The sequence below is a fragment of the Streptomyces sp. CC53 genome (assembly GCF_001865245.1).
Taxonomy (GTDB): domain Bacteria; phylum Actinomycetota; class Actinomycetes; order Streptomycetales; family Streptomycetaceae; genus Streptomyces.
In genome coordinates this window covers 1-24,318 of sequence record NZ_MKXB01000175.1, presented here as the reverse complement: position 1 = coordinate 24,318, position 24,318 = coordinate 1, and the positions used below count along the sequence as shown (strand labels likewise).

The following is a 24,318-nucleotide window of genomic DNA, read 5'->3' as shown; positions in this document are numbered from 1 at the left end:
CTGGACGGGGAGCGGCCGGTGGGGTTCGCCTCAGCGGACTCGCCCCTGGCGGGCGCGGTGCGCCGGGCGGCGCGGCGCCGGCCGGGGCCCGCCCGGCTGCTCGTCCCGTACGGGGGGCGGCTGTACGAACTGCGTTTGGCCCGGCGCCCGTCGGCGACCGCCGTGGTGTGCCGTACGGTGGCCCGGCCCTCCGCGCTGACCGCGCGGGAACTGGAGGTGCTGGCGGAGCTGGCGGAAGGGCGCACCAACCCGGAGATCGCGGAGCGGCTCTGCGTCGCCCGCCGCACCGTCGCCACGCACGTGGAGCACATCCTCGTCAAGCTCGGCGTGCCGAACCGCGTGGCCGCCGCGGCCCGCGCCGTCGCGTGGGGGCTGGAACCCGCCCCGTGACACGGCCGCGGGCCTGTGGCTGCGCCCCGGCTGCCCGGGGGCGGGCAGCCGGGGCACGCCGCTACCGGCCGCTGGTCGCCGCGTGGTACTGGAGGTCCTGGACCTCCACGGACCCGCGGACGGGTTTGCGCAGCTCCACCGAGGCGATGCGGCGCCCGTCGCGCAGGGCGTCCGCGGAGACGGCCCCGACGCGCAGGGGGCTGAGCACCGGGTGCACTCCGGGTTTCAGGTCGCGTGCGGTCGTGGTGGAGCCGGCCGTGGTGCGGACGGTCGCGGGTGCCGTCAGGAAGGCGAGCACCTCGACCTGGTCGCGCGCCTTCGCGCTGCTCTCGCGCAGCGTCATCACCTTGGACTGGTCGCCGGTCGGGTCCGCGCCCGCGAACTGGGTGCGGGAGGTGAGGTACAGGGTGTCCCGCACGATCTTCGGCCAGCTGCCCGTCTTGAAGCGGGTGAGGTAGTACGACGTCAGGTCCAGGTAGGTGTGGCCGTTGTTCACGGACGGGGCGAAGTGGGTGCCCTCGGAGTAGTCGTTCCAGGTGGTGAGCTGCACCCAGTCGGCGTCGCTGTCGATGGCGCGCTCCCAGGTGGCGCGCAGCGCCGCGGTGTTGCCCGCCTCGTCGTAGACGCCCTGGTTGGGGCGGGCGTCCTGGACGGACACGGGCTGCATCCAGATCTTGCCCAGGGCGTGGGCCCGCCGGGCGTCCCCTGAGGGGCCGTCCTGCCCGGTGTAACTGCGGCTGCCCCAGTCGGAGAAGCCGTGGCTGATGGGCGCGAACGCCTCTCCCTGAGAGCCGAAGTCGATGAAGAGCGGCACGAACGCCGTGCTGATGCCGTGGCGGCTGCGCAGCCGGTCGAGGACGTCGGACCACCAGCCGACGCTCTTGGCCTCCGCCTTGAACGGGGAGACGACGAGCCGGCCGTCTTCGAGGCGGTGCGCGGCCGGGCTCTCGGCCAGGTCGGCGAGGGCGTCGGCGAGGGTCGCCGCGTCGACACTGCGCAGGGACGACATGTCCGGCATCAACATCACGGTGAACCGGGAGTCGACCGAGCGGGCCGCCTCCAGGAGCTTCTCCGACCGCTCCCAGTTCGGTCCGGAGAGGGAGAGGATGTCCAGGGTGAAGCCGTCGAGGCCCGCGTCGCGGGCGGTCCGCACCTCCTGGCGGAGGTTGGCCAGCTCCCAGTCGCCCTCCTTCGGCTCCACCGGCAGCGGGCGGTCGCGCAGCAGCCCCCCGTACTCGCTGTGCTTGCCGCGCTCCCCGTCCGGGTTGAGGTAGTTGCGCGCGTAGTAGTCGCCGCGCGGGTCCTCGTTGTCCAGGGACAGCGGGTACGGGGTGAAGTAGTGGGCGAACACCAGCTTGCCCTTGGCCCGCAGGGCGGCCCGGTCGGGCAGGTCGAAGGGCAGCGGGCCGGAGGCGGCGCTCGCCGCGGGAGCGGAGGCGGGGCCCTTCGTGCGTGTGTCCTCCGGTTTGCGTGCGGCGCCGGGCGCGCTCCCGCGGTGGACGGACCGCGCCTCGGGTGCCGCGACGGGGGCCGCGGACGCCTCTTCTCCGGACGTCTCGTCGCCGGAGCCGCCGTGCGGCACCGCGGAGGGGGCGGTGCGCGGCTGGGCGACCGCTTGGGGCTGGGGCGCGGTGTCGCGCCACGCCCAGGCGGTGACGAGCGTCGTGCACACCGCGGCCAGCAGTAAGCCCACGGCCGTCAAGGTGAGGGGCGTCCTCCTGCGGCGTGCCGCGCGGCGGTGGCCGCGGTGCGAGGCGCGCTGCGTCCCCCGGTGCGCTCCCCTGCGCCCTCGGCGTCCTGACGCCCTGCCGTCTCCCGACTGCGTCCCCATGCCTGCCTCCCTGTCAGCCCCCCGCCTCTGTACGCATGTCGTACAGCAGTAGAGCGGATGACCGCCATCCGGACAACTTATCTCCACAAGTGGAGGGCGGGGTGCTGGTGTGCCACCGGCGACATCCCGTCACCGGCGTGCGGCCTGCCCGCATGAGTCCGTCCCCGCGCACCTCCCCGGGTGCGGTGTCGGGGCGCCTGCGCCCGCCCGGGAAGGAACGCACCGCCCGGCGTGCGTCCCGCTCGCCGCGGCAGCCGGGGTGTCCGGCGGCGCCGTTCCGCGCGCACGGGACTGCCGAAGGCAGGATGCCTCCGAGGCCGGCGCAGGCCACCGTTCCCTCGCGCACAGGGCTGCCGCGGGTCCGGCCGTGCCGGCGGTCGGCCTTCTGGCGCCGGGCACGGCCGGCAGCCCGCCGGGCATCGCGCCGGTGACCGGCTTCGCCGGGCCGCGCCAGACCGTCGTCGGCTCAGCCGCGGCCGCGCCGCGCCGCACCGTCACCGCCTTCGGCCGCTGGTACTCGCGCAGCACCAGGGTGCTGAGTCCGGGTCGTGCCCCGACGCCCCGCGCCCGCCGTGCGGCAGCTCCGCCGTCTGCACCAGGTGGCGGTTCAGCCGCGTCTCCCCCGCGTCCTCGAACGGCTCCGCCCCGCACTGTCCCGGACCTTCGGCCCCCGTGTCCCGGCGCGCGTGCACGCGCCGCAGCGCACCGTGGGGCGGCTGCGCTGCCCGTGAGGGAGGCAGCGGAGCGACTCTTGGGTGAACTGCCGGTGGGCGGAGTGCACTTGGGGGTGGTGGGCGTGTCCGGCAGCGCCGGGAGGACGCGGCGGCCCCTCGCCCTCGATATCGCGCCATGTGTGCGCGGCGCCGACGGCGTCCCTGTGGGAGGTGGCTCCCTGCGCGGGGCCGGGCGGACGCGGCGGAGCACCGGACAGCCGGGCACGGGTGGCGGGGCGGGAGGCGGCGACCGGGGCCGGCCGGAGACGGCGTGGACCGGGGCCGCAGGGCAGACTGCGGGGGGCGGCGGGCGCGGGGCCGCGGGGAAGGGGCCGCCGTCGGCCTCACGGATGATCGATCGGCCGGGCGGCACGGCTTACACTCGCCGGGATGAGCGGGGGAGACAGCGGGCGGGCCACGCAGCCCGGCGAGGGGCCGTACGGCGGCGTGAAGCGCTACCGGCGTGAGGAGTTGGCGCAGGCCGCGGGGGTGAAGGTGCGGAACCTCCGCTACTACCAGGAGCGCGGGTTGCTGCCTCCCCCCGTTCGGGAGGGACGGATCGCGTGGTACTCGGAGGACCACCTGACCCGGCTGAGGCTCATCGACGACCTGCTGGGGCGCGGCTACACGGTGAACGGCATCGGTGAACTGCTGCGGGCCTGGGAGCAGGGCAGCGGGATCGCCGGACTGCTGGGCCTGGAGCGGGCGATGACCCGGGACTGGGTCCACGAGGAGCCGGTGCGGCTGCCGCTGGCGGAGCTCGTCGCCCGGTTCGGCCACGCGGCGAGCGCGGAGGACACCCGGCGGGCCGAGGAGCTGGGCTATCTGCGCGTGGACGGGGACACGGTGACGCACGCCAGCCGCCGGCTGCTGGAGGCGACGGCGGTGCTGGTGGACCAGGGCGTCCCGGTGACGGACATCCTGGACGCGGGGGCGTTCGTGCAGAGCCAGGCAGCGGCGGTCGCGGACCGGTTCGTGGACCTGTTCCGCCGTCATGTGGTCGCCGACCGTGAGCTGGAGGAACTGACGCCGCACGACGTCCAGCGGATCGTGGAGGCGGTGACGGCGCTGCGGCCGGTCGCCCGGGAGGTCGTCGCCTCCGAGTTCGCACGGGCCATGGCGGAACGGGTGGAGACGGAGTTGGGGGTGTGGCTGAAGAGGGCGGAGGGGCGGGGCGGCGGGTAGACCGAAAAGCGCCCCTCCACCAACCTTGCCAATGACCACTGGCACTCTTACATTCAACCCGTCGGTAACACCGGCGAGTACGGCCGTGCACCCACGGCGCCCCCCACGCGGCCGCCGGACGGCACACCTTTGTGCGCGGCCGTTCCCGTACAGCACACCTCACTCTTTCCTCCCGCCCCCTGCCTTGGCACCGAGAGAGGGATATTTCATGTTAAAGAGAACCGAAGCCGAGACCGGGCACGACGAGATCGTCGGCCGCATCCGCTGGAAGCGGTTCGCCGCCCTGACCGTGCCGGCCGTGGCCCTGACGGGCGCCCTGGGCGTCGCGCTGTCGAGCGGCGCGCTCGCCGCCTCCTTCGCCGTCTCCGGCCAGCAGTTCAAGGTGTCGGCGGACAGCCTCACCGGCCAGGGCTTCGTCCAGTACGGCAGCTTCGACACCAACGCGCGAGAGGAACTGCTGCCCGTCGCCGTCACCGCGATCCGGCACGCCGAACTGGCCAACCTCTGCCAGTCCGTCGTGACCTCGCTGCCGATCGTCGGCGACGTCTCCCTCAACCTGACCGCGGGCAAGAAGACGCCGGTCGTGGCCACCGACCTCTTCGTGGACGCCACCCAGCTCTCCGGCAGCGCGGACTTCACGAACATCGAGATCGGCCGGGACGCCTCCACGATGGACAAGGGTCCCGACGGTGCGCAGGGCATGCAGGACCTGTTCGGGCAGCAGGCCGACACCGTGCGGATCACCGACCTGGAGCAGGTCGCCTGGGCCACGAATGCGGGCACGTTCAAGCTGGCCGGCCTGAACATGAAGATCACCAAGGGCAAGAAGGAATGCTTCTGACATGGCGGCCCCAGTGACGGAGGGCCCCGCAGCCGCGGCACGGCCCGTCCCGCCCCCGGCCGGGCACGCGGCCGGCGACCGGAGCGGACGCACCACCCGCGCGCGCCGCGCATGGCGGCGCTGGCGGCGCAGCAGGCCCTTCTGGGGCGGCTTCGTCACCGTCCTCGCCGGCGCGGAGATCTGCGCCATCCCGCTCGCACCCGTCGAGGTGATGCTTCATCAGGGCATCGCGGGCGTCCCCTCCGTCCTGCTCGGTATTGTCATGATCATGCTAGGCGGATCGGTGTGGTTCGCCCCTCAGTACCGGTCCATGGCCGGTCTGGTGACCACGCTGCTGGCCGCCGCCGCGCTCGTCATGTCGAACCTGGGCGGCTTCCTGATCGGCACTCTCCTCGGCATCGCGGGCGGCGCCATGATGTTCGCCTGGCAGCCGGTCGCCCCGCGGAAGCACTGACCTCCGCCCCCGCCCGCTCCCCTGCTCCGGGCGGTCCCCGCCCGGTCGAACACCCCGGGCGGGCGCCGCCCGGGCGCACCGCAGCACCTTTCGGGCCCCCCACACCGAGTTCCGTGGCGCTCCGCCACACCGTTCCCCGAAGGAGAACCCCACATGGCACCCCGTACCCCGTCCCCCCGCAAGACCGTCGCGTTACTGACCGGTCTGGCCGCGGCCGGCGCCCTGGCACTCACCGGCACCACCCCCGCGCTGGCCCAGCCGGGCTCCGCCGCGGCGGGCTCCACGACGGTCACCCCCGCCGGTCACGGCTTCGCCGCCACGCTGTCGGGCAAGGCGACGCTCAAGTCCGGTTCCGTGACCGTCACCTGCTCGGTCTCGACGTCCACCGGCACCGTCCCGGCCGCCCCGGGCAACCACAACCCCGCCGGGCCGGTCGTGAGCTCCCTCACCCCGCCCACCTTCGACTCCTGCACCACGAGCATGCCGGGCGTGCGCGCCACCGTCACCACGAGCGGCTCGTGGACCGTGTCGATGCAGCACGGGTCCCCGATCGTGGCGTCGTTCACCGTGCCGACCGGCGGACTGGTCGTCAAGACGTCCGGGCTGGCGAGCTGCACGGTCACCGCGGCACCGACCGGGCCCGCGGACACCAGCGGCACCTGGGCGAACGGCGCGCCCTCCACACTGGCGTTCGCGGGCGCCTCGGTGCCCATCAAGGTCGTGGGCGGCTTCGGCTGCCCGACCAGTGCGACGAGCTCGTCGTTCTCCGCGACGTACGTCGTGACCGACACGACCGACCCGGCGCAGCAGATCACCGTCTCCGGCTAGCCGCGACCGCACCCGGCGGGAGCCGGAACCCCGCCGTGCGGCCATCCGGCGGTCCCCGCCACACCGGTGGTGCGGGGCCGGGGCCGCACGGCGGTTCCGCGCGTCAGGCGCCGGCGGCCTCGGCGGCGCGCTTGTCCTTGATGCGGGCGGCTTCCTTGCGCGCCTCCGCCTGGACGGCGCGCTCCCGCTGCAGCCACTCCGGGTTCTCCTCCCGGAGGGCCTCGATCTGTTCCGTGGTGAGCGGCTCGGTGACCCCGCCGCGAGCGAGGCCCGAGATGGAGACGCCGAGCCGCGCGGCGACCACCGGGCGGGGATGGGGGCCGTTGCGGCGCAGCTCCTGGAGCCACTCCGGCGGGTCCGCCTGCAGGGCGTTCAGCTCGTCGCGCGAGACGGCACCCTCACGGAACTCGTCGGGGGTGGCCTCGAGGTAGACCCCCAGCTTCTTGGCCGCGGTCGCGGGCTTCATGGTCTGGGAGGTTCGGTGCGACGTCATACGTCCAGGATATCGAGCATCCGAGCGGACTCCGACCACGCCCGGTGACCGGGGCCGGGTAGCCTGGCCCGGTGACAGGCACGGATGCTCCCTCCTCGTTCAGGCTCGCGTATGTCCCGGGTGTGATGCCCGCGAAGTGGGTGCGGATCTGGCAGGAGCGGCTGCCCGACGTCCCTCTGGAACTCGTGCCGGTGTCCGCGGCCGACGCGGTCGGCGTGCTGCGCGACCACACGTGTGACGCCGGCCTCGTGCGGCTGCCGGTGGACCGCGCGGTGCTGAGCGCGATCCCCCTCTACACGGAGACGACCGTGGTCGTGGTCCCCAAGGACCACGTCGTCACGGCGGCCGACGAGGTCTCCGCGGAGGACCTGGCCGACGAGATCGTCTTCCATCCCCTCGACGACACCCTCGACTGGGAGCGGCCGCCCGGCCGGCCCGCCTTCGAGCGGCCCGCGACGACGGCCGACGCCATCGAGCTGGTGGCGGCCGGGGTGGGCGTGCTGATCGTCCCCATGTCCCTGGCCCGGCTGCACCACCGCCGCGACCTGACGTACCGGCCGGTCACCGGAGTGCCGCAGTCGCAGGTGGCCCTGTCGTGGCCGGAGGCGCGGACCACGGACCTGGTGGACGACTTCATCGGGGTCGTACGGGGACGGACGGTCAACAGCACCCGTGGACGCAGGGCAGCGGAGCCGGCGGGTGGCCGGTCCGGGGGCGAGAAGTCCGCGGGCCGGGCGTCCGGTCAGCGGTCCCCCGGCAGCGGGGGCACCGGCCGGGCCGCGGGCGGCGCCCAGCCCAAGGGCGGGGCCCGGCGGCGCGGCGGCTCCGGCGGGCAGGCCGGTCGCGGCGCCGCACGCAAGGGCTCCGGCGGCGCCAAGGGCGGCGGCCGCCGGGGCCGTCCGGGCCGCTCCTCCTGAGCGCGGGCGTCCGTTCCCCGACCCTGCGCACAACGAGGCCTGCGCACGAAGAGCCCGCGCAGGAAGAGCCCGCAGGACGAAGCACCGCCGACCGCCCCCGGCCTGTGTGGCGACCGACGACGTGGCCCCGGTCCCCCTCGCCCCTGCCGCGGGCCCGCCGCGCGGCCGACGGCCGTCGGCACGACCCAGGCCGCCTGCTCCACGCGTCCGCGCGGCGGCCGACCGCCCCACGGTCCGGCTCCCGACCGCCGTGGGGAGGGGCCCTCGGGCAGACCGGGCCCGGGTGAGCCGTCCTGAGCCGGTCGGGCCGCAGGCCGGGCCGTTGAGGCCCTTCGCCGCGCCTCGCACCGCTCCGCCCCCGCGCAGATTCGTCGGGGCTCCGGGCCGGGGGCTCGGCCGGAGCGCCGGGCGGGCCGGAAGGACCGCGGGCGGGGCGCGTACCGGGAGAGGCGCAGCGCGCGGCGCGGTGCCGGCCCGTGCGCGGCGGGCCGCGGAGAGCGGGGAGGTGCGGCGTGGTGCGGCGATGTGGTGCCGGACGCGGGCGGGCGGCCCGGCCGCGGGTCGGCCGGTAACCGTCGTCGGGTCAGTCCAGTCCGCGGAAGAGGGGCGAGGTGTCCAGCAGCACGATGCCCGCGAGCAGGACGGCCACGCCCACGGCCGCACAGGTCAGGGGGACGGTCCCGGTGCGGATCGTCTCGCCGAAGACGGCGACGCCCACGGTGACGGCGACGGCCGGTTCCGTCGCGTCGATCACGGGCATGCTCGCCGCCAGCGGACCCGCCTGGAAGGCGCTCTGGATCAGTACGAGGCCGGCCACGCTCGCCACGACCAGGAGGTACGTCTGCCAGGACGACAGCAGTGCGCCGAGGCCCTCGCCCAGCCGCTCGACGGTCGCGTCCAGCAGCACGGACTGGGTGCCCATCACCAGGCCGCCCGCGAGACCGAGCAGCGACGCCTTCGGTGCGCCGGCGGTACGGCGGCCCAGGGCCAGCGTCAGGGCGACGAGGCCGCCGACGGCCGCGAGGACGAGCAGCCAGGACCGCAGCGGCACGGCGGGGTCGCCGGCGCCCGGCCTCGCCGCCGCGAGCGCGGTGGTCAGCCCGGCGGTCACCGCCAGCGTGCCCGCCCATTCCCGGGCTCCCAGGGACCGGTGCCGCAGCCGCGCGGACAGCGGGATGGCGAACAGCAACTCGCTGATGATGAGCGGCTGGACGAGGCTGAGCGGACCGAAGGCGAGCGCGACGGACTGGAACACGTAGGCCACGACGGCCAGTCCGATACCGGTGAGCCACATCGGGTCGCGGGCGAGTGCGCGGACCAGCCGGAGGGACAGCGTGTCGCCGTCGGGGCGGCGGGCGGCGGCACGCTGCTGGAGCACGCCGGCCACGGCGAAGGCCGCTCCGGCGGCCAGCGCGGCGAGGACGGTGACGACCACGCGGTCACCCTCCGGTCGCGGACAGGCCGGCGGCACCGCGCCACACCGGCAGCAGGTCGTCCGTCAGCACCCGGCCCCAGGTGCGGTGACGGGCCCGTACGGTCGTCGCGGCCCGCTCCCCGAGGGCGGCACGCAGCTCCGGCCGGTCGGCGAGCCGGCCGAGGGCGGACGCCCACGCCTCCTCCGTGTCGTCGGGCACCAGGATGCCGTCGGCGCCCGGCTCGGCCAGCCAGTGGTTGGTCGGGGTGCCGGCCGGCAGGACGACGGGCAGGCCGCAGGCCATGGCCTCGCCGACGACGTTGCCGATGGTCTCCGTCCGGGACGGCAGCGCGAAGACGTCGCCGCCGGCGACGACGCGCGCCAGGCGCTCCTGCGGCAGGGGCCCCAGGAGGGTGGCGCCGGGACCGAGCAGCGCGGCGATCCGCTCCGTGTCGGGGCCCGCCCCGGCGACCACGAGGTGCACGTCGCCGCCCCGCGCGCGCAGGCGCCGGACGGCGGCGGCGAGCAGGAGCACGTTCTTCGAGGCGTCGACGCGGCCGGCGAACACGACGGCGGTCGCGCCCCGCGGCACGCCGAGGGCGGTCAGTTCGGCGCGCGCGTCCGGGTGCGGCCGGAACACGTCGAGGTCGAGCCCCCTGCCGAGCGTGCTGACGCGGCCCCCGCCGACGAGCGCCGCCATCTCGGGTTCCTGGGAGGGCGTCGCCACCAGGAGGTGGTCGCAGGCGGCGAGGACGCGGTCGCGACGGCGCCGCATGAGGGCGGCGCAGCGGGCGGGCGGGTCGAGGGCGCGCAGGGCGGGGTGCCGGTCCAGGCACGGGCCCAGCATCCGGCGGACGTACGCCTCGGTGAGCGCCGGCATGTCGGTGTGCACGGAGCCCACCAGGCCGGCGGGGCGGGGCCGCGCGGCACGGCGCTGACGGCGGCGGAGCCGGGCCGCCGTCGACGCGAAGGCCAGGGTGTGGGTGAGGTGCCAGACGTCGTGGCGGGGCAGCAGGCGGGCGAGCGCCGGGTGGTGGGGGGCGAGGTCGGACACGTCCCCGTCGCCCCGGTTGAGGGGGGCGGTGCTGAGCACCGGGCGCAGGGCGACGAACCGGACCGCCGGCGAGAGTTCCTCGACCCGGGGACGGTCGCCGAGGACGTACAGGGTGAGGTCGACGCCCAGCCGGGCCGGGTCGGCGTCGGCCGCAGCGTCGGCGAAGTGCTCCCAGCACTTGACCTGTCCGCCCGCCAGTGGGGTCCTGAGCAGCTCGATGAGCACCGCCACGGACAGCGGCCCGCCCGGGGCCGACGGCTGTACCGGCACAGAACCCTCCTGGCGCAGGAATCGCGGGTGTGGTCGCACGTCCCGGGCGGACGCCGCGGGGCGGGGCGGCGCGACTGCTCGGCCATCCCCTCACGGCCCGGTGCCCGGCGGGGCGCGGACACGCCGTCGAGCGGCGCGGCAGGGGCCCGCCGCGGGTCCGGACGGGTGAACGCGGCTACCCGTCGCGCCCCTCCCCGCCGCCCGGTCCGCCCTCCTGCTGCTTCTCCGGCTCCTGTCCGGACCTCTCCCGCGCCCGCTCCGCCACGGCCGGCTCGACGCCCGCGGCCAGGGGGTAGTCGGTGGCGACGAGGAACCCCGTGAGCGGCCGGGCGGGAACGCCTCCGACGGTGTCGGCCACGAGCCACGCCAGGCAGGTCGACGTGCCGACGGAGGCCAGGCTGAGCGAGATGCCCGGCGCGGTCGTGGCGCTCGGCTCCTCGTCCAGAGGCGCGCGGAAGCCGTGGGAGGCCACGGCCTCCAGGAGGCTGAACACGGCGGCGGAGGCCAGCGCGAAGTACACGACGGGGGCCGCGCCGGTGACGTCGGTGCGGCTGTTCAGCAGGGCCACGGCCGCCGTGATGGACACGGAGAACCCGTACGCCTGACCGTTGTTGCGCAGGGAGGCCCGCAGGCCCTTCTTGACCTGGCGGACGTTCACGGCGGGTCACTTCCCCTCGTCCTGGCCCCCGGGCCGCTGCGGGGGCGGGGCGTCGCCCTCGCGGGCGAGGCGTTCGCGCAGCTCGTCGCAGACGAGGGCGGAACGGCGGACGGCACCGGTCCGGTAGGCGACGCGGCCGACGATCTGCGCCGTGACGGGTGCGGTCAGCAGGAGGAACAGGGCGATGAGGAGCAGGGCCGCGGAGGCCCCCGCGGGGGTGCGCAGGGCGCCGCCCGCGAGCACGCCGGCGTCCCGGACTTCCCCGCCCGGGCCGTGCCCGGGCTCCTCGTCACGCGCCATCCGTGCCCCGCCGCGCCCGGCGGTCTCGTCCTCGCGCCGAGGGCCGCCGGCGGGCTCCCGGGCCGCGGCGGTGTCCGCCGGGCGGGGCGCCCCGTCGTCCTCCGCCGGCTGCTCCCGCCAGAACGCTGCGGCCCACGCCTTCGCCAGGGCGTACAGCGTGAGCAGGCTCGCGAGGAGGGCGGTGGCGGCGAGGGCGTACGCGGTGGCCCCACCGGTGTCGGCCCGGCGCCGAGCAGCGCGACCTTCGCGACGAAGCCGGAGAACGGCGGTGTCCCGGCCAGGCTCAGGGCGGGCACCGCGAAGAGGAGGGAGAGCGCGGCGGACGGTGCGCGCGCGCCGCGCATCCTGTGCAGGGCGGGCGTGCCGGCAGGCCGAGTACGGTGCGCGTGCCGTCGGGCAGGTCCGCCGTGCGCCGGGCGAGGTCGGCGAGGTTGACGGTGCCGGTGGAGGCGTAGACGAGGGCGACGACGGTGAGCAGCAGCAGTGAGGAGGCCAGCCCGGTGATGGTGTACGTCATGCCGGAGCGGGCGCGTTCCTCCCCGGCGTCCAGGGTGATCAGCACGTACGACGACGCGAGCATCGTCTCGAACGCGACGAACAGGTTGAACAGGTCGCCGGTCAGGTAGGCCAGGGCGACTCCGGCGACGAGCAGCAGGTAGGCGGGGTGGAGGACGGCGGCGGCCGGGCCCCGGCGTTCGGCGGTGCCCTGGCCAATGGCGTACAGCAGGACGGCGAGGGCGACGAGTGCCGACACCGTCAGCAGCAGGGCCGACAGCCGGTCGGCGACCAGCACGACGCCGAGGGGTGCCGGCCAGCCGCCGGCCTCCAGGACCAGCGGGCCTTCGGCGTCGGCGCGGACCAGGAGGACGACGGCGTCGGCGAGGACCACGGCGAGGGTGCCGGTGCTCAGCAGCCGCTTGGCCGTGCGGGGCACCGGGAAGAGCGACACCGCGGCGGCGAGCAGCGGCAGCAGCACGGGCAGGGAGAGCAGCGCGGTCACGGCCACTCCCTTCCTGGTCGGCCTCCGTGGCCGGCGGTGCCGTGCGGGGGCGTCGTCTCGGCGCGGTGGACGGCGGACGGCGCGCGTTCCGCCGCGCTGCCGATCCGGCGGTCCTCGACGTCGTCGCGTACCTCGTCGTGGCCGGAGAGCAGCCACGACCGGTGGGCGAGGGCCACGAGGAACGTGGTCAGGCCGAAGGTGATCACGATGGAGGTGAGGGCCATGGCCTGCGGCAGCGGGTCCGACGCCGTGTCCGGCGGGGCGGCGCCGCCGTCGGGCACGGGAGGCGCTCCCGGGGCCCCTCCGGAGGCGAGGAGGAGCAGGTTCGTGCCGTGGCCCAGCAGGACGAAGCCGAGCACGACGCGCATCAGGGAGCGCTGGAGCATCAGGTGGAAGCCGGCGGCGTAGAGGGCTCCGACGACGACGGCCAGGGTGAGGTCGACGGTGGTCACGGGCGTGCTCCGCTCTGCTCGGCGGGGGCCCGTCCGAGGGACACGCCCACCGCGGAGAGCAGTTTCAGGGTGACGCCGACGACGAGGACGTAGACGCCGACGTCGAAGAACAGGCTGGTGGCGAACTCGACCGTGCCGAGCACCGGGAGGTGCGTGTGGACCGTCACGCTGGTGAGCGGCGGCGCCCCGGCGAGGACGGGCAGGAGGGCGGTGGCGGAGCAGAGGGCGAAGCCGGTGCCGGCGACGGTGCCCGAACCGACGGGGAGGGCCGCGCCGAGTCCGGCCCGGCCGCCGACCAGGTAGCGCAGCACGAACGCCTGGCTCGCGACGAGGCCGCCGGCGAACCCGCCGCCTGGCCGCGAGTGGCCGGAGAACAGCAGGAACAGTGACAGCACGAGGGCGGACGGGAACAACAGCCGGGTGACGACCTCCAGGAGGACGGAGCGTTCCTCGCCGGGCCGCTCGTCCGCGCCGGGGAGCCACTTGTCGGTCGGCTCGTCCCAGTGGGCGACGGGAGGCGCGGCGCGTGCTCCGGCGCCTCGGGGGCGCCGCGGGTCCACACGCGGACGAGGCTGACGACGCCGATGGCGGTCACCAGCAGGACCGCGCTCTCCCCCAGGGTGTCGAGGGCGCGGAAGTCGACGACGATCGCGTTGACGAGGTTCCCGGCTCCGGTCTCTGGGGCGAGTGCCGCGTAGCCCCCGGACACGGAGGGCGGGTGCGGCGCGGACGTGGTGACCAGGGCGAGGACGGCGACGAGGCAGCCGAGGGACCCGGCGGCCACGGCCCGTGCGATGCGCGCCGGCCAGGCCGAGCGGGCCGGCGTGAAGCGTGGCGGCATGCGGCGCAGGACCAGCACGATCACGACGAGCGTCATGGTCTCGACCAGGAACTGGGTGAGCGCCAGGTCCGGTGCTCCCCGCGACAGGAACAGCACCGCCACCGCGTAGCCGACGGCGCCGACCAGGAGGGTGCCGGTGAGCCGGTGGCGGGTGCGCAGCACGGCGACGGTGGCCGCGAGGGCCCCGGCCGCGACGGGGACCTCGACGGCCGACGAGGTCCAGTGCAGCGGGCCGATCGGCTGCGGCAGCACGGCGGCGGCGGTTCCCACCACGGCGGCTACCGTCAGCAGCAGCCCGGTGAGGTACACCGGCAGGGAGCCGACCTGGGTGCGGCCGGTGAACCAGAGGGCGGCGGCGTCGAGTCCGCCGCGGAGCCGTGCGTGGACGCGGTCGCTGTACGGGGTGCCGGGTGGTGCGGGGCCGCGGTGCACGGTCAGGGCGGCGTACAGCGCGAGGCCCGCGGCGAGGGTGAGCGCCGACAGGCCGAGGGCCGGCGTCCAGCCGTGCCACAGGGCCAGTTCGTACGGGTGGGGGCGGTACTCCGGCAGCTCGTCGGCGTACACCTGCGCGACGGCCCCCAGTCCGGCGCAGCCGATGCCGAGGGCGAGCCCGGCGGCGGCCAGCGCGGTGGCGGGCGCCACGAAGCCGGGGGCCGGCCGGTCGGTGTGCCGTCCGGTGCCTTCGGCGGCCCGGCTGCCGAAGGCACCGCGTAGGAAGCGCGCCGTGTACGCCACGGTGAGGGCGGCGCCCGCGGCGACGGCGGGCAGCGGCCAGGTGGTGCCGTGGCTGCCGGGCAGGAACGCTTCGAGGGCGGCTTCCTTCGCGACGTACCCGGCGAGGGGCGGCAGCCCGGCCATGGAGGCCGCGGCGAGTGCGGCGGTGACGAAGAGCAGCGGTGGTCGTGACGAGCAGGGCGCGGAAGGCCGCCGCACGCCGTTCGCCGCGTGCGCCGCGGCCCGCGATGAGGAAGAAGGAGACGACCGTGGTCGCCTCCCAGAAGACGTAGAGGAGGAACAGGTTGTCGGCGAGGACCAGTCCCGTCATCGCGCCGGCGAAGGCCAGCATCAGCGCGGCTTCCCGCCCGTGGTCGTGTGCGGTGTAGTGGCGGGCGTACAGCAGGACGGCGACGCCGACGCCGGTGATGATCCACAGCATGAGCAGGGACAGGGCGTCGAGGCGGAGGTCCACGGCGAGCCCGAGGGTGCCCGCCCAGGGCAGGTCCTCCTCCGGCAGCCGCCCGTTCAGTACGCCCGCCGTGTGGTACGCGGACCAGGCGAGGGTGAGCAGCGGCACCAGGGCGGCCGCGTACCAGACGCGGTCGCCGAGGCGCCGCGCCCCGGCGGGGAGGAGCGGTGCGGTGACGGCGTGCAGGGCGAGCAGGAGCAGCACAGCGCGTCTTCCCCTCGTCGCCCTCGCCGTGGTCGGGTCCGGTTCCCGCCGCCGCGGGCCTTTGCTGCCGGGCGGCGGCAGGCCCATCATGTCCGCGGACGGCGGTGGGGCGGCGCCACCACGCGGGCGTGCGGGCCGATCGGGTGGCGGGCACGACCGGGCGGGCCGGGCCCCGTGCGGGGCCGCCGGGAGGGGTGCGGGTCGGCCGGTCGGGTGGAGCGGGCGCTGCCTGCGGCGGTGCGCCGTGCCGGGCGGCGGGGGACGCCTACGGTCGGCTCCATGTCTGGTGCGGGCCGGAAGGACCTCGACCGGCGGCCGCTCGTCGGAGGCGGCCGCCGCGGTGCGGGGCTGCGCCGGGGCGGCACGTACGCGGACCCGGCGGCGCGGGCCCCGCGCGCGGGGCGGACTGCGGTGGTGTCGCGGGCGGTGCGGGCGCTGGTGGTGCTGCCGCTGCTCGCGTCCCTGCTGGCGGCCTGCGGGGGCGGCGGCTCGGGGCCGCCGACGGTGCACTGGTACAACTTCCCGGACGACTCGGGGGCGCTGGCCGAGGCGGCCGACCGGTGCAGCCGGGCCTCGGGGGGCCGGTACCGCGTGGAGTACCACAAGCTGCCGCGCACCGCCGACGGGCAGCGCCAGCAGCTGGTGCGGCGGCTGGCGGCGCGTGACGACGCGATCGACGTCATGGGGCTCGACGTCACGTGGGCGGCGGAGTTCGCCGAGGCCGGCTGGATCCTGCCGTGGACGGGTGCCCGGCGGGAGCGCGCGGAGCAGGGCACGCTCCGGGTGCCGTTGGAGACGGCGACGTGGAAGGGCCGTCTCTACGCCGTCCCGTACAACACGAACACCCAGTTGCTGTGGTACCGCGCGGATCTCGTCGACCGGCCGCCGCGCACCTGGGACGAGATGATCGCCGCGGCCCGCCGGCTCGCGGAACAGGGCAGGCCGCACTACGTGGAGGTGCAGGGCGCGCAGTACGAGGGACTGACGGTGTGGTTCAACACCCTGGTCGCCAGTGCGGGCGGCGCGATCCTCACCCCGGACGCCGATGCCCCCGCCCTGGGGGCGCCGGCGGTGCGGGCGGCGGGGATCATGCGGGAGCTGGCGCGGTCGGTGGCGGCCGACCCGTCGCTGCCGAACCAGATGGAGGACCAGAACCGGCTGGCGATGGAGTCCGGGCGGGCGGCGTTCGAGCTGAACTACCCGTTCGTGTATCCGTCGATGCGGGACAACAACCCGGAGCTGTTCCGTCACTTCCGGTGGGCGCCGTACCCGCGGGTGGACGCCGACCTCCCCGCCCGGCCCACGATCGGCGGGATCGACCTGGCGGTCGGCGCGTTCTCCCGCCACCCGGACCTGGCGTTCGAGGCGGCCCTGTGCCTGCGCAACCGCGAGAACCAGATCACCGCGGCGGTACGCGGCGGTCTGCCGCCCACCCTGCGGGACCTGTACACCGACGAGGAGTTCGTGAAGAGCTACCCCTTCGCCGACGCGATCCTGCAGGCGCTGGAGCAGGCGAGCGTCCGCCCGAAGACCCCGGCCTACCAGAACGTGTCCATCGTCATCGCCCACACGCTGTCCCCGCCGTCCGCGATCCGTCCGCGGGAGGACGTGCGGACCATCCGGGAGCAGATCCAGGACGCGCTAGCGTCGAAGGGGCTGATCCCGTGAGCCGGGTGGCCGGGGAGCCGGCGCCCCCGCCGCCCCCCGCACGGCCCGCGGCCGGGGGCGAGGCGGACCGGGTGCGCGGGCGGGAGGCGCTGTCGGAGGGGGCGCGGCAGGAGCGGCGGCTGGGCTGGCTGCTGTGCGCGCCCGCCGTCCTCGTGATGCTGGCCGTGACCGCCTATCCGATCGGGTACGCGGTGTACCTGTCCCTCCAGCGCTACGACCTCCGCTTTCCCGAGCGGGCGGAGTTCGTGGGGCTCGCGAACTACGCGGCGGTGCTGTCGTCGCCGTTCTGGTGGGAGGCGTTCTGGGTGACGGTCCTCATCACCGCCGTGTCGGTGGCGGTCGAGCTGGTGCTCGGCATGGCGCTGGCGCTGGTGATGCACCGCACGCTGCTGGGGCGGGGCACGGTGCGGACGGCCGTCCTCGTGCCGTACGGGATCGTCACCGTCGTGGCGGCCTACTCCTGGCAGTACGCGTGGACGCCCGGCACCGGGTACCTGGCGGAGCTGCTGCCGGCCGGGGAGGCGCCGCTGACAGAACAGTGGCCGGCGCTGGGCATCATCGTCCTGGCGGAGGTGTGGAAGACGACGCCGTTCATGGCGCTGCTGCTGCTCGCCGGGCTGGCACTGGTGCCGGAGGAGACGCTGCGGGCGGCGATGGTGGACGGGGCGGGGCCGTGGCAGCGGTTCACTCGGGTCGTCCTGCCGCTGATGAAGCCGGCGATCCTGGTGGCGCTGCTGTTCCGGACCCTGGACGCGTTCCGGGTGTTCGACAGCATCTTCGTGCTGACGCGGGGCGCCCACGGCACCGGGTCGCTGTCGATCCTCGGCTACGACAACCTGTTCACCGCGCTCAACCTGGGCATCGGGTCGGCGATCTCGGTGCTGATCTTCCTCTGCGTGGCGCTGATCGCGTTCACGTTCGTCAAGCTGTTCGGGGCGGCCGCGCCCGGAGCCGGGGACGGGGGCCGCTGATGGCTGCGGGAGCGGGCGGGCGGCGCCGGATGGCGGGGTGGACGGCGGCCAACACGGTGGTGGTGGTGTACGCGCTGCTGCCGGTGTGCTGGATCGCGGCGCTGTCCTTCAAGGAGCCGTCGACGCTGGGCGACGGCCGGTTCATCCCGGCGCGGTGGACGTGGGACAACTACCGGGGCATCTTCGAGACGGCCGAGTTCACGCGGGCGCTGGTCAACTCGATCGGCATCGCGCTGATCGCCACGGCGATCGCCGTCACGCTGGGGACGATGGCCGCCTACGCGGTGGCGCGGCTGCGGTTCCCGGGGAAGCGGCTGCTGATCGGGGTGTCGCTGCTGATCGCGATGTTCCCGCCGATCTCGCTGGTGTCGCCGCTGTTCGCGATCGAGCGGGCACTAAGGCTCTTCGACACGTGGGCGGGGCTGATCCTGCCGTACATGACGTTCTCGCTGCCGCTGGCGATCTACACGCTGTCGGCGTTCTTCCGGGAGATCCCCTGGGACCTGGAGAAGGCGGCGAAGGTCGACGGGGCGACGCCGGCACAGGCGTTCCGGCTGGTCATCGCGCCGCTGGCGGCGCCAGGGGTGTTCACCACCGCGATCCTGGTGTTCATCTTCTGCTGGAACGACTTCCTGTTCGCGATCTCGCTGACGTCCACGGAGTCGGCACGGACGGTGCCCGCGGCGATCGCGTTCTTCACGGGCAGCAGCCAGTTCCAGCAGCCGACGGGGTCGATCGCGGCGGCCGCGGTGGTCATCACGGTGCCCGTCGTCGTGTTCGTCCTGCTGTTCCAGCGGCGCATCGTCGCCGGGCTGACCTCCGGCGCGGTCAAGGGCTGACCGGCGCACCCCTTCGAGGAGCACCAAGGAGCACGTACCGTGGCCGAGATCGTTCTTGAGGGCGTCACCAAGCGGTTCCCCGACGGGTCCGTGGCCGTGCGCGACGTCGACCTGGCGGTGGCGGACGGGGAGTTCGTCATCCTGGTGGGCCCGTCGGGGTGCGGGAAGTCGACGACGCTGAACATGATCGCGGGTCTGGAGGGCATCACCGAGGGCACCTTGCGCATCGGGGACCGCGTCGTCAACGACAAGGCGCCGAAGGACCGGGACATCGCCATGGTGTTCCAGAGCTACGCCCTCTACCCGCACATGAGCGTGCGCGACAACATGGGGTTCGCGCTGCGCCTGGCGAAGACCGACAAGGCGGTCGTCAGGCAGAAGGTGGAGGAGGCGGCCCGCATCCTGGGCCTCACCGAGCACCTGGACCGCAAGCCGGCGCAGTTGTCCGGCGGGCAGCGGCAGCGCGTCGCCATGGGCCGGGCCATCGTCCGCAGCCCCAAGGTGTTCCTGATGGACGAGCCCCTGTCGAACCTGGACGCGAAGCTGCGGGTGCAGATGCGCACCCAGATCTCCCGGCTCCAGCAGCGGCTGGGCACCACCACCGTCTACGTGACGCACGACCAGACGGAGGCGATGACGCTCGGGGACCGCGTGGTGGTGATGCGGGGCGGGGTCGTGCAGCAGGTGGGCACGCCGCAGCACCTGTACGACGCGCCGCGCAACCTGTTCGTGGCGGGTTTCATCGGCTCGCCCGCGATGAACTTCCTGCGGGGCGCGGTGGAGGGCGGGGTGCTGCGCACGGCGCTCGGCGATCTGCCCCTGGAGCAGGAGGTGCGCGGGCGGCTGGAGGCCGCGGGCGCGCCGCGCGAGCTGGTCGTGGGGCTGCGTCCGGAAGCGTTCGAGGACGCGGCACTGGTGGACCCCGGGCGGCCGGGGGCCCGGTTCACGGCGGGTGTGGAGGTCGTGGAGTCCCTGGGGTCCGACGTGTTCGCCCACGTGGAGGCCGCGGAGGACCGGGGGCCGGCGGCCACCGCGCAGCCGGCCGAGCTGGCGGAGCTCGCGGCGGAGGCGGGGGCGGCGCCGGGCGGGCGGATCGTGACGCGGCTGAGCACGGCGACCCGGGTGCGCGAGGGCGCGCGGGCGGAGCTGTACGCAGACACGTCGGGCATGCACCTGTTCGACCCGGAGAGCGGGGTGAACCTCACGTACCGCGAGGACCGGGACGGAAGTCGGTGACGGAGGGTGATGAGCACGCTGCGGGCGCCGTGCGTACTGCTCGGTGAACCAGGCGGTAGTCACCGAAGGACCGAGGGAGAGCCACGCCGATGAGACGACCGTTCGCGTTCCAGTACGCCGTGCCGGCCGAACCCGTGGACGTCCCCGTGCCGTACGTCTACGACCCGGCGCTGCAGCTGAACGTGCTGCCCGACGGCCGGCCGGCGATCACGGACCGGGAGGTGCTGCGCGCGACGGGCACGACGACGTCGACGGCCGGCTCCCAGACGCACTTCGACGACTGAGCCGCGCGATGGGCGTGCTGGTCCTGACGTGCGAGCAGGACGTGACGGCGGATCTGGTGGTGGCCCGGCTGCTGGAGCGGTCCGTGCCGGTCGTGCGGCTGGACCCGGCCGACCTGCCCGGGAGGGCGGCGCTGTCGGCGGAGTACGTGCGGGGCGAGGTCCGCGGCTACCTGTCGGTGGACGGCCGCATGGTGAGCACGGCCGCGCTGCGCGGGATCTGGGTGCGCAGACCCGGGGAGCCGGCTGCGCGGGCGCCGGGCGCGTCGCCGTGGCTGACGGAGGAGACGCGGCAGGCGCTGTACGGGATGCTGCTGTGCACGGGCGCGCGGTGGATGAACCACCCGGGTGCGGCGCAGCGGGCCCGGTTCAAACCGTGGCAGCTTCGGCTGGCGCACCACAGCGGCTTTCCCGTGCCGCCCGCCGTGGTCACGACGTTTCCGCGGGCCGCGCAGGAGTTCGCGGCCCGGCACCGGCGGGTCGTGGTCAAGACCCTGTCGGGTCCGCCGCGGGGCGCCGGGGCGGACCCGGAGGGGCCGCTGGCGATGCCGACGTCGCTGGTCGGCCCCGAAGCGGACTTCGCCGCCGTGGCCGCGGGCCCGACGCTGCTCCAGCGGTACGTCGCGAAGCGGGCCGACGTGCGGCTGACGGCTGTCGGCGGCCGGCTGTTCGCGGCGCGGAAGGACGCGGTGCCGGGCCAGGTCGACGGGCGGTACGGCGACACGGGTGCGGTGTGGCGCCCGGTGGGCGTGCCCGAGCACGTGGAGCGGGCCGTGCGGGTCTACCTGGAGTCTGCGTCGCTGGCGTACGGGGCGTTCGACTTCGCGGAGGACGCGGCGGGGGTGTGGTGGTTCCTGGAGTGCAACCAGGGCGGCCAGTTCGGTTTCGTGGAGCTCGCGACGGCGCAGCCGATCGCGCGGGCGGTCGCGGCCTGGCTGGCGGGGCCTCCCGGCACGGGCGCGGTGCCGGAGGCGGCGGGCCGGTCACACCCGGCCGTGGGCCTTCTGGGCGCGCCGCGACAGCGAGTCGATGACGACGGCGAGCAGCAGCACCCCGCCGGTGATCATGAACTGGACGGCGCCGCGGATGCCGAGGAGGGCGACGCCGGAGGCGATCGACTGGATCACCAGGACGCCGAACAGCGCGGACCAGACCGTGCCGCGTCCGCCGAAGAGGCTGGTGCCGCCGATGACGGCGGCTGCGATGGCGTTCATGAGCAGGTTGCCGCCGCCGGAGGACTGGCTCGCGGAGGTGACGCGGGACGCGAGGAACAACCCGCCGAGCGCGGCCATGGTCCCGGACACCATGAACACGGAGATCCGGACCCGGTCGACGCTGATCCCGGCCCGCCGGGCGGCTTCCAGCCGCCCGCCGAGCGCGAACACGGTCCGCCCGTACCGTGTGCGGCGCAGCACCTGGTCGAGGACGACGAGGAGGACGAGGAAGACCAGCAGGGCGAGCGGCAGCCCCTGGAACCGGTTGAGCACGGCGGCGGTGGCGAAGGCGACCGCGGCGAGGGCGGCGGTGCGGACGGCGATCTCGCGGGTGCTGCGGGCCGGGACTCCCGCGGAGCGGCGGCGGCGCGCATCGGCCACGGCGGCGAGGAAGTAGCCGGCGACGCCGACGGCGGCCACGCCGTAGGCGACGGCCACGTACGAGAAGTAGTAGTCGGTCAGCTGGGCGACGAGCCCGTCGTCGTCGAGGTTGACGGTGCCGGTCGCGCCGAGGATGTACAGCATGAGGCCGTTCCAGCCGAGGAGGCCGGCGAGGGTGACCACGAAGGCGGGCACGCCGACCTTCGTGAACACGAAGCCCTGGAAGAAGCCGATGGCCGTGCCCAGGGCGACGGCCAGCGCCACCGCGGGCGCCTCGGGCATGCCGTGGTGGACGTTCAGCACGGCGAAGACGGCCGCCGAGAGTCCGCTGACCGAGGCGACGGAGAGGTCGATCTCGCCCAGCAGCAGCACGAAGACGACGCCGACGGCGATGAGTCCGGTGCCGACGACGTCGATGCTGAGGTTGGACAGGTTGCGGGGCGAGAGGAACGCCTCGTCGAGGCCGGCGAAGATGAGCCAGATCGCCGCGAGGCTGATCAGGACGGGCAGTGAGCCGAGTTCGCCGACACGGAGCCTTCCGGCGAGTGCTTCGGTGGAGTGGGCGAGGCGGGTCCGCACCGTCCGCCTTCCGCCTCCGGGCGGGCGGGCCGTCACAGGTCGGCCTCCCATTCGGGTGAGGTCCTGCGGGTCACGGCGTTGTCGGTCGCTCCGGTGACCGAGGAGACGATCTGCTCGTAGGAGGTCGTGGTCACGTCGAAGAAGCCGTTGTTCCGGCCGAGCCGCAGCACGGCCACGGAGTCCGCGACCGCTTTGACATCGCCCATGTTGTGGCTGATCAGGAGGACGCCGAGGCCCCGCTCGCGCAACCGGTCGACGACGTTGAGCACCTGCGTGGTCTGTTCGATGCCGAGGGCGGCGGTGGGCTCGTCGAGGAGGACGAGGCGGGGTTCGCCGAGGAGGGAGCGGGAGATGGCGATGGTCTGCCGCTGGCCCCCGGAGAGGGAGGCGACGGGGAGCCGCACACTCGGCATGCGGATGGCGAAGGAGCGCAGCAGTGCGAGGGTGCGGCGCTCCATCTCGACCTCGTCGAGGAGGCCGAAGCGGCGCAGTTCGCGACCGAGGAAGAGGTTGCCGACGACGTCGAGGTTGTCGCAGAGCGCGAGGTCCTGGTAGACGGTCGCGATGCCGAGGGCCTGGGCCTCGTGGGGGCGGGTGAGGTGCACGGCCCTGCCCTGCCATTCGATGGTGCCCCGGTCGGCGGGGTCGACGCCGGCGATGACCTTGACGAGGGTGGACTTCCCGGCTCCGTTGTCGCCGACCAGCGCGACGACCTCGCCGGCGTGGATCTCCAGATCGACGTCGGCGAGGGCCTGTACGGCGCCGTACCGCTTGCGGATGCCCCGCAGGGCGAGCAGGGGCGCCGCTGACTGGTGGGACATGGGCGTTCACTCCGTGTCGGTCAGTCCGGCCTTCTCGCAGGCGGAGGCGTACTCGGGGGTGCAGATCTCGTCGACGGTGTGGAGGCCGTCCGCGACCACGGTGTCCCGTATGGTGCCGGCGGTGACGGGGACGGGGGTGAGCAGGACGGCAGGGATGCCGTGGGTGCGGGTGCCGGGGCCACCGGAGTCGTCGCCGCTGGTCACCGTGGACGCGGCGATGCCGTCGAGGGTCTGCCCGCGGGCCAGGGCGACGGCCATGCGGGCGGCGGCGTCCGCTTCTTCGCGGAACGGCTTGTAGACGGTCATGTACTGCTCGCCGGCGACGATCCGCTGGATGGCGGCGAGCTCCGCGTCCTGGCCGGTCACGGGCGGGAGGGGATGGATCCTGGCGGACTTGAGCGCGGCGATGGCACCGGAGGCGAGCCCGTCGTTGGCGGCGTAGACGCCGTCGATGCCGTCCGCGCCGAGGGCGGCGATGGCGCCGGCCGTGTTCAGGTGCGCGTTCGTGGGCCGCCATTCGATGGTGTCGTACGACTTGGCGATCTGCACCCTGCCGTCGAGGACGGACAGCGCGCCCTCCTTGAACCATCCGGAGTTCGGGTCGGCCGGGTCGCCGTTCATCATGACGATCCGGCTGTCGGGCGCCTCGTCGCCGAGGGCGTCCAGGAGGGCCCGCGCCTGGAGGCGGCCGACCTCCTCGCCGTCGAACGAGACGTAGCCGGAGATCGGCCCCTCGGCGAGCCGGTCGTACGCGACGACGTCGATGCCCGCGTCACGCGCCTTCTCGACGGAGGAGGCGACGGACCTGCCGTCGACGGCGCTGAGGACCAGCACCCGCACCCCCTGGGTGATCATGGCGTCGATCTGCTGCCGCTGGATCGTCACTTCCTGCTGGGCGCTGGCGGACCGCACCGTGCACTCGGGGCACAGCTCGTCGATGCGCTTCTCCAGGAGGGGCCTGTCGTACTTCTCCCAGCGGTCCGTGCTGCCCGGCAGCAGCAGTCCGATGGCGTTGCCGTCCCGGGCGACGGCCTGTCCGGGCTCGCCGTCGCGCACCTGTGCCGCCTTTCCGCAGGCGGCGAGCCCGCCGCCGAGGAGCGCCACGGCCAGCGCGAGGGCCGCGGCGCCCCGTCGGGTCCGGCGGCGCCCCGGCACGGTCGGCGGGGGCGCACCGTGTCCGCGTGTCACGGCCGAGGACGCGGTGTGCCGGCGGGCCGGGCGCGGGGCCGGCGGGGGCTCCGGGCCGGTGGCGTACGGCTGGGGCGTCTCCCGGTCGGTGACGTGCCCGGGCGGGGCC

The 24,318-nt window shown here is 74.9% G+C and carries 22 protein-coding genes and 4 pseudogenes; 12 read left to right on the top strand and 14 right to left on the bottom strand.

Annotated features, from left to right (window positions below):
* The coding region (locus BJP40_RS21985) for a response regulator transcription factor (protein ID WP_143065984.1) at positions 1-390 on the top strand (390 nt) is incomplete at its 5' end.
* Between the two features lie 61 nt (positions 391-451).
* On the opposite strand, the gene BJP40_RS21980 is transcribed toward BJP40_RS21985, so the two are convergent.
* Positions 452-2,083 carry a glycoside hydrolase family 71 protein gene (locus BJP40_RS21980; RefSeq protein ID WP_071281799.1) on the bottom strand — a complete coding sequence of 544 codons (1,632 nt, stop codon included), beginning with the start codon at positions 2,081-2,083 and terminating at the stop codon, positions 452-454.
* A 1,241-nt stretch (positions 2,084-3,324) separates the two neighbouring features.
* On the opposite strand from BJP40_RS21980, the gene BJP40_RS21975 reads away from it, so the two are divergent.
* The 4 genes from BJP40_RS21975 (at position 3,325) to BJP40_RS21960 (ending at position 6,242) form a co-directional block, all read left to right on the top strand.
* Complete coding sequence (locus tag BJP40_RS21975; RefSeq protein ID WP_079171359.1) at positions 3,325-4,119, top strand: MerR family transcriptional regulator; 795 nt, start codon at positions 3,325-3,327, stop codon at positions 4,117-4,119.
* Positions 4,120-4,327: 208 nt separating this feature from the next.
* Entirely contained in the window at positions 4,328-4,960 is a 633-nt protein-coding gene (locus BJP40_RS21970; RefSeq protein ID WP_071273647.1) for a DUF6230 family protein, read from the top strand.
* A 1-nt stretch (position 4,961) separates the two neighbouring features.
* The gene (locus tag BJP40_RS21965; RefSeq protein WP_226962336.1) at positions 4,962-5,414 is read left to right on the top strand and encodes a DUF6114 domain-containing protein; all 453 of its coding nucleotides are present in this window, start codon (positions 4,962-4,964) and stop codon (positions 5,412-5,414) included.
* A gap of 153 nt (positions 5,415-5,567) precedes the next feature.
* Positions 5,568-6,242 carry a hypothetical protein gene (locus BJP40_RS21960; protein ID WP_071281798.1) on the top strand — a complete coding sequence of 225 codons (675 nt, stop codon included), beginning with the start codon at positions 5,568-5,570 and terminating at the stop codon, positions 6,240-6,242.
* A 103-nt stretch (positions 6,243-6,345) separates the two neighbouring features.
* On the opposite strand, the gene BJP40_RS21955 is transcribed toward BJP40_RS21960, so the two are convergent.
* A complete protein-coding gene (locus tag BJP40_RS21955) occupies positions 6,346-6,735 on the bottom strand; it encodes a DUF5997 family protein (protein WP_071281797.1) in 390 nt (129 codons plus the stop codon).
* A gap of 71 nt (positions 6,736-6,806) precedes the next feature.
* Here BJP40_RS21955 and BJP40_RS21950 point away from each other — a divergent pair, with 71 nt between their 5' ends.
* A complete protein-coding gene (locus BJP40_RS21950) occupies positions 6,807-7,652 on the top strand; it encodes a LysR substrate-binding domain-containing protein (RefSeq protein WP_071281796.1) in 846 nt (281 codons plus the stop codon).
* A 583-nt stretch (positions 7,653-8,235) separates the two neighbouring features.
* On the opposite strand, the gene BJP40_RS21945 is transcribed toward BJP40_RS21950, so the two are convergent.
* The 9 genes and pseudogenes from BJP40_RS21945 to BJP40_RS35815 all read right to left on the bottom strand — a co-directional run.
* Positions 8,236-9,087: a DMT family transporter gene (locus BJP40_RS21945; RefSeq protein WP_071272456.1), complete on the bottom strand. Its 852-nt coding sequence runs from the start codon at positions 9,085-9,087 to the stop codon at positions 8,236-8,238.
* A 4-nt stretch (positions 9,088-9,091) separates the two neighbouring features.
* Entirely contained in the window at positions 9,092-10,390 is a 1,299-nt protein-coding gene (locus BJP40_RS21940) for a glycosyltransferase (RefSeq protein ID WP_226962337.1), read from the bottom strand.
* Between the two features lie 175 nt (positions 10,391-10,565).
* Positions 10,566-11,048: a hypothetical protein gene (locus tag BJP40_RS21935; RefSeq protein ID WP_071281794.1), complete on the bottom strand. Its 483-nt coding sequence runs from the start codon at positions 11,046-11,048 to the stop codon at positions 10,566-10,568.
* Positions 11,049-11,054: 6 nt separating this feature from the next.
* Positions 11,055-11,348, bottom strand: coding sequence for a monovalent cation/H(+) antiporter subunit G (locus BJP40_RS34465; protein WP_071281793.1), 294 nt, complete (start codon positions 11,346-11,348; stop codon positions 11,055-11,057).
* A 283-nt stretch (positions 11,349-11,631) separates the two neighbouring features.
* A complete protein-coding gene (locus tag BJP40_RS32115; RefSeq protein ID WP_226962338.1) occupies positions 11,632-12,348 on the bottom strand; it encodes a proton-conducting transporter membrane subunit in 717 nt (238 codons plus the stop codon).
* Positions 12,345-12,800 carry a Na(+)/H(+) antiporter subunit C gene (locus tag BJP40_RS21920; protein ID WP_079171358.1) on the bottom strand — a complete coding sequence of 152 codons (456 nt, stop codon included), beginning with the start codon at positions 12,798-12,800 and terminating at the stop codon, positions 12,345-12,347. Before BJP40_RS21920 ends, BJP40_RS32115 begins: the two co-directional genes overlap by 4 nt.
* Positions 12,797-13,174: pseudogene (locus BJP40_RS35825) on the bottom strand (MnhB domain-containing protein); the annotation flags it as partial. The gene BJP40_RS21920 and the pseudogene BJP40_RS35825, both read right to left, overlap by 4 nt.
* Before the next feature lie 224 nt (positions 13,175-13,398).
* Positions 13,399-14,499: pseudogene (gene mbhE / locus BJP40_RS35820) on the bottom strand (hydrogen gas-evolving membrane-bound hydrogenase subunit E); the annotation flags it as partial.
* A gap of 232 nt (positions 14,500-14,731) precedes the next feature.
* Positions 14,732-15,118, bottom strand: a pseudogene (locus BJP40_RS35815) (hypothetical protein); the annotation flags it as partial.
* Between the two features lie 192 nt (positions 15,119-15,310).
* Between BJP40_RS35815 and BJP40_RS21910 the strand changes: the two are divergent.
* The 6 genes and pseudogenes from BJP40_RS21910 to tgmB all read left to right on the top strand — a co-directional run.
* On the top strand, positions 15,311-16,699 hold the full coding sequence (locus BJP40_RS21910; RefSeq protein ID WP_177204441.1) for an ABC transporter substrate-binding protein: 1,389 nt from the start codon (positions 15,311-15,313) through the stop codon (positions 16,697-16,699).
* Positions 16,700-16,770: 71 nt separating this feature from the next.
* Positions 16,771-17,670: a carbohydrate ABC transporter permease gene (locus tag BJP40_RS21905; protein ID WP_071281802.1), complete on the top strand. Its 900-nt coding sequence runs from the start codon at positions 16,771-16,773 to the stop codon at positions 17,668-17,670.
* Complete coding sequence (locus BJP40_RS21900; protein ID WP_071281790.1) at positions 17,670-18,509, top strand: carbohydrate ABC transporter permease; 840 nt, start codon at positions 17,670-17,672, stop codon at positions 18,507-18,509. Before BJP40_RS21905 ends, BJP40_RS21900 begins: the two co-directional genes overlap by 1 nt.
* Before the next feature lie 39 nt (positions 18,510-18,548).
* Complete coding sequence (locus BJP40_RS21895) at positions 18,549-19,745, top strand: ABC transporter ATP-binding protein (protein WP_071281789.1); 1,197 nt, start codon at positions 18,549-18,551, stop codon at positions 19,743-19,745.
* Between the two features lie 89 nt (positions 19,746-19,834).
* Positions 19,835-20,029: a putative ATP-grasp-modified RiPP gene (gene tgmA, locus BJP40_RS21890; protein ID WP_071269190.1), complete on the top strand. Its 195-nt coding sequence runs from the start codon at positions 19,835-19,837 to the stop codon at positions 20,027-20,029.
* 8 nt (positions 20,030-20,037) lie between these two features.
* Positions 20,038-20,979: pseudogene (gene tgmB / locus BJP40_RS32110) on the top strand (ATP-grasp ribosomal peptide maturase); the annotation flags it as partial.
* 30 nt (positions 20,980-21,009) lie between these two features.
* Here tgmB and BJP40_RS21880 read toward each other — a convergent pair.
* Genes BJP40_RS21880 through BJP40_RS21870 form a run of 3 tightly spaced genes read right to left on the bottom strand, consistent with a single transcriptional unit; the run spans position 21,010 to position 24,125 of the window.
* On the bottom strand, positions 21,010-22,251 hold the full coding sequence (locus tag BJP40_RS21880; RefSeq protein ID WP_079171357.1) for an ABC transporter permease: 1,242 nt from the start codon (positions 22,249-22,251) through the stop codon (positions 21,010-21,012).
* Complete coding sequence (locus BJP40_RS21875) at positions 22,233-23,021, bottom strand: ATP-binding cassette domain-containing protein (protein WP_071281786.1); 789 nt, start codon at positions 23,019-23,021, stop codon at positions 22,233-22,235. Before BJP40_RS21875 ends, BJP40_RS21880 begins: the two co-directional genes overlap by 19 nt.
* Before the next feature lie 6 nt (positions 23,022-23,027).
* Positions 23,028-24,125: a sugar ABC transporter substrate-binding protein gene (locus tag BJP40_RS21870; RefSeq protein WP_371258680.1), complete on the bottom strand. Its 1,098-nt coding sequence runs from the start codon at positions 24,123-24,125 to the stop codon at positions 23,028-23,030.
* Between the last annotated feature and the right edge of the window lie 193 nt (positions 24,126-24,318).

Coding starts and splice junctions, on each gene's coding strand:
- tgmA (WP_071269190.1), top strand. CDS start 19,835: ATGAGACGACCGTTCGCGTTCCAGTACGCCGTGCCGGCCGAACCCGTG.
- BJP40_RS21900 (WP_071281790.1), top strand. CDS start 17,670: ATGGCTGCGGGAGCGGGCGGGCGGCGCCGGATGGCGGGGTGGACGGCG.
- BJP40_RS21975 (WP_079171359.1), top strand. CDS start 3,325: ATGAGCGGGGGAGACAGCGGGCGGGCCACGCAGCCCGGCGAGGGGCCG.
- BJP40_RS21965 (WP_226962336.1), top strand. CDS start 4,962: ATGGCGGCCCCAGTGACGGAGGGCCCCGCAGCCGCGGCACGGCCCGTC.
- BJP40_RS21960 (WP_071281798.1), top strand. CDS start 5,568: ATGGCACCCCGTACCCCGTCCCCCCGCAAGACCGTCGCGTTACTGACC.
- BJP40_RS21955 (WP_071281797.1), bottom strand. CDS start 6,735: ATGACGTCGCACCGAACCTCCCAGACCATGAAGCCCGCGACCGCGGCC.
- BJP40_RS21910 (WP_177204441.1), top strand. CDS start 15,311: ATGTCTGGTGCGGGCCGGAAGGACCTCGACCGGCGGCCGCTCGTCGGA.
- BJP40_RS21880 (WP_079171357.1), bottom strand. CDS start 22,251: ATGGGAGGCCGACCTGTGACGGCCCGCCCGCCCGGAGGCGGAAGGCGG.
- BJP40_RS21970 (WP_071273647.1), top strand. CDS start 4,328: ATGTTAAAGAGAACCGAAGCCGAGACCGGGCACGACGAGATCGTCGGC.
- BJP40_RS34465 (WP_071281793.1), bottom strand. CDS start 11,348: ATGGCGCGTGACGAGGAGCCCGGGCACGGCCCGGGCGGGGAAGTCCGG.
- BJP40_RS21875 (WP_071281786.1), bottom strand. CDS start 23,021: ATGTCCCACCAGTCAGCGGCGCCCCTGCTCGCCCTGCGGGGCATCCGC.